Annotated in this window: 9 protein-coding genes; 8 read left to right on the forward strand and 1 reads right to left on the reverse strand. The window is 69.7% G+C overall.

From position 1 onward, the window contains the following. The 8 genes from JWR81_RS22425 to JWR81_RS22460 form a co-directional block, all read left to right on the forward strand. The coding region (locus JWR81_RS22425) for a hypothetical protein (RefSeq protein ID WP_297656471.1) at positions 1-201 on the forward strand (201 nt) is incomplete at its 5' end. Continuing rightward, positions 198-551 (forward strand): hypothetical protein, encoded by a 354-nt coding sequence (locus tag JWR81_RS22430; RefSeq protein ID WP_297656474.1) that lies wholly within the window; start codon positions 198-200, stop codon positions 549-551. The genes JWR81_RS22425 and JWR81_RS22430, both read left to right, overlap by 4 nt. Before the next feature lie 83 nt (positions 552-634). Continuing rightward, on the forward strand, positions 635-820 hold the full coding sequence (locus JWR81_RS22435) for a hypothetical protein (RefSeq protein WP_297656477.1): 186 nt from the start codon (positions 635-637) through the stop codon (positions 818-820). Beyond that, complete coding sequence (locus JWR81_RS22440; RefSeq protein WP_297656480.1) at positions 817-1041, forward strand: hypothetical protein; 225 nt, start codon at positions 817-819, stop codon at positions 1039-1041. Before JWR81_RS22435 ends, JWR81_RS22440 begins: the two co-directional genes overlap by 4 nt. Then, entirely contained in the window at positions 1038-1319 is a 282-nt protein-coding gene (locus JWR81_RS22445) for a hypothetical protein (RefSeq protein ID WP_297656483.1), read from the forward strand. The genes JWR81_RS22440 and JWR81_RS22445 overlap by 4 nt, the downstream gene beginning before the upstream one ends. Next, a complete protein-coding gene (locus JWR81_RS22450; RefSeq protein ID WP_297656485.1) occupies positions 1316-1534 on the forward strand; it encodes a hypothetical protein in 219 nt (72 codons plus the stop codon). The genes JWR81_RS22445 and JWR81_RS22450 overlap by 4 nt, the downstream gene beginning before the upstream one ends. After that, positions 1531-1815, forward strand: coding sequence for a hypothetical protein (locus JWR81_RS22455; RefSeq protein WP_297656487.1), 285 nt, complete (start codon positions 1531-1533; stop codon positions 1813-1815). Before JWR81_RS22450 ends, JWR81_RS22455 begins: the two co-directional genes overlap by 4 nt. After that, positions 1812-2219 carry a hypothetical protein gene (locus JWR81_RS22460; protein WP_297656490.1) on the forward strand — a complete coding sequence of 136 codons (408 nt, stop codon included), beginning with the start codon at positions 1812-1814 and terminating at the stop codon, positions 2217-2219. The genes JWR81_RS22455 and JWR81_RS22460 overlap by 4 nt, the downstream gene beginning before the upstream one ends. A 16-nt stretch (positions 2220-2235) precedes the next feature. Here the strand turns inward: JWR81_RS22460 and JWR81_RS22465 are convergent. Further along, positions 2236-2581: hypothetical protein (locus JWR81_RS22465; RefSeq protein WP_297656493.1), on the reverse strand; the 346-nt coding region annotated here is incomplete at its 5' end.

Here is a 2581-nt window from a genome sequence, read left to right on the forward strand (position 1 = left end):
GACGACATGACCGTTACCCAGGCCGAATGCGTCGCGGTGAACACCTACGCGGGGCCCGAGGCGCCGGGCCGCGACGAACTTACCCGCCTGGCGGCGCTGGACCTGGCCATCGCCGCCCGCGAGCAAGGCGAGATGTGGAGCAACATCGTGTTGCGGGCCGAGACCTTCCGGGCCTTCATCGCCGGGGACGGTGCCGAATGATCCGCGCGTACGTCGGTGACCATGGGTTCGGTTTCAGTGTCGGCGTCTCGCTCGTCCTGCACCACGGCGACGAACACACCGGCCCCGCATCGATCATGCGTCTCGGCGAGCTCGGCGAGACCCTGACCTGGGAGTGGGAGGAGATCGCCCCGGGCGCGCAGGTGAAGCCGACCTTCGTCCTCGACCACGGGATGGCCCGGGCGCTCGCCGACGGCCTGAACACCCACTTCAGCGGGGTCGAGGACAACCGGGCGCTGCGACGCGACTACGACGCCGAGCGCAAGCGGGTCGACAAGCTCACCGACGCGCTGGCCGGCATCGCCCACACACTCGTCCAGCCGGAAACCTGATGGCCGCGATGCCAGCCCTGCCGGTCCCGGTGACGCTGACGTGCGGGGCCACTGAGTTGGAGCTCGGTACGGTCGACGTGCCGATGAGGCTCACCACAGGTACAACCACCTCGCACCTTGGCGGCGGCCTGGTCCTTCCCGTCACGGTCGAGGCCGACACGGCAGCCTTCCAGGCCGACCTCGCCGCGCTGCTCCGCCACGCAGCGGACCGCATCGAGGCCGGTGAGGACCGGGTCGCGCAGACCGTCGCCGGGCAGGAGTTCGGATGACGTTCACGCACCAGACGTACCGCGACATCCTCGACGCTGCGGGAGAGGACTTCCGCAATCCGCGCCCGATTGGCGCGCGGTCCCGGGCCGAAGAGGTCATTGCGGGGTGGCAGGGGCCCGATCCTCGCATCCCCGAGTGGCAGATCAGGTCCGACGTGCCCGCGAAGATGCAGCAGGATGCGGCGATCGCGATGACCGGCGGGCGGGCGATGTCTCCATGAGCGGCGGCTCGTACAACTACCTGTACTGCCACGTGCGCGGCCTGGAAGAGCAGCGCGGGGACCTGGAGTCCATGGTCGATCGCCTCGCTGGACTCGGCTATGCCACGGAAGCCGCTGCGGCCAGCCGCCACGTCCTCGACCTCCTCGACCAAGCCGAAGCCGCCGCGCAGAAGCTCGAAGACGTGTGGCGCGCGGTTGAGTGGTGGGACTCGGGCGACTCCAGCGAGGAGAGTGTGCGCGAGGTGGCGGCGAAGTACCGGGGCGAGGACTCGCCGTGAGCACCCCCACGAAACAGATCAGCGACAAGCGGCTCCTGTGGTGGGATCGGTCGATCTGGTGGCGCACCTACCGGCAGGGCGGCTACGACGGGTTCCGGACGATCACGGGCCGGCGGCTGCCGTGCGCGACCATGGACACCGCGCTGCGCCGCCCGGAACTGAGATCTGACATCCGCCTGCTCGCAGCTCGCAGACGACGTAGGGACGCATGGTGAGCCGGGTCAAGCTGAACATCACCGAACCGTTGATCCTGGAGCACCTGCTCCGGCTCGGTAAGGACGCGATGCTCGTCGGCGCGACCGTGGAGCACGCCGGGCCGATGCGGACCCTCGTCCTCGAGGTCCACCTGCCGAACGCGCCGGAGGGCGCCACCGAGGCGATGCCCACCTACAAGCGGGTCTCGGACGTCCCGGATCCTGTCCAGCTCACCGGTGTCACCTGGTTCAAGGACGGCCAGCTGATCGCCGTCGACCGGCCGGAGGAGGGAACGCGATGACGCAGACCCTCTCCGAGCGGCCGCGGCTGTGCCGGGTGTGCGTCGGGGCACTCGCCGACGACGAATTCACCTGCCACCGCGACTGCGCCACCGGGCTTGTGCTGCTGAGGATTCTCGAGCCGGGCAACTTCGTCCATACCTATAACCCGCCGCCCGAGACCGAGGAGCAGCGCGAGAAGCGCCTCACCGGCGTAACGATCGCCGCCGCGGGCGGGCCGAGGACCGCAGCTGAGCTGCTCCGCCTGGCGCCGCTCGAGGTCAGCGCGGCCCACCAGCCGGCAGCGGTTCCGCAGGTTCAGCCGGAAGCTCGACGCCGTACTCCCGTTTCGCCGGCACGGCCAGCGCTTCACGCCACGTCCAGCGCTCGGCTACATCGGCGTACCGGTCGCAGGGCCAAGGCCTGAGAAGTGCGCGCCAGGGTCAGATAGTGCCGGGGCGGTTCGCCTGCCCGCCGCGCCACGCGGACACCGTCAGCACCTCGTAGGTGGGGGCCTCAGGGAACATGACCATCACCTGCACGTCCTTGGGTTCGGACCAGGGCAGCGCGACGACGACGCCGCAGAAGTCCACGAAGGGGAAGTTCTTCAGGGCGGCCCCGGAGATCGCCGGGGGTGTTTTGCTGCCGCCGAACGCGTCACGCAGCTGCCTGAACTGCCAATAGGCCGGGTCGCCGGTGGGGTGCAGGGTGGCCAGGCGCCGGTTCAGCTCGGCGACGATCTCGCTGTCGTCGTTCCAGGCGCCGGGGCTCAGCAGGATCGTCGTGATG

Origin of the sequence: Pseudonocardia sp., from assembly GCF_025965585.1 — a bacterium.
In the GTDB taxonomy this organism is placed as follows: Bacteria; Actinomycetota; Actinomycetes; order Mycobacteriales; family Pseudonocardiaceae; genus Pseudonocardia.

Excerpts from the sequence above, each read along its gene's own strand:
- JWR81_RS22430 (WP_297656474.1), top strand. The coding sequence starts at position 198 with ATGATCCGCGCGTACGTCGGTGACCATGGGTTCGGTTTCAGTGTCGGC.
- JWR81_RS22435 (WP_297656477.1), top strand. The coding sequence starts at position 635 with ATGAGGCTCACCACAGGTACAACCACCTCGCACCTTGGCGGCGGCCTG.
- JWR81_RS22440 (WP_297656480.1), top strand. The coding sequence starts at position 817 with ATGACGTTCACGCACCAGACGTACCGCGACATCCTCGACGCTGCGGGA.
- JWR81_RS22445 (WP_297656483.1), top strand. The coding sequence starts at position 1,038 with ATGAGCGGCGGCTCGTACAACTACCTGTACTGCCACGTGCGCGGCCTG.
- JWR81_RS22460 (WP_297656490.1), top strand. The coding sequence starts at position 1,812 with ATGACGCAGACCCTCTCCGAGCGGCCGCGGCTGTGCCGGGTGTGCGTC.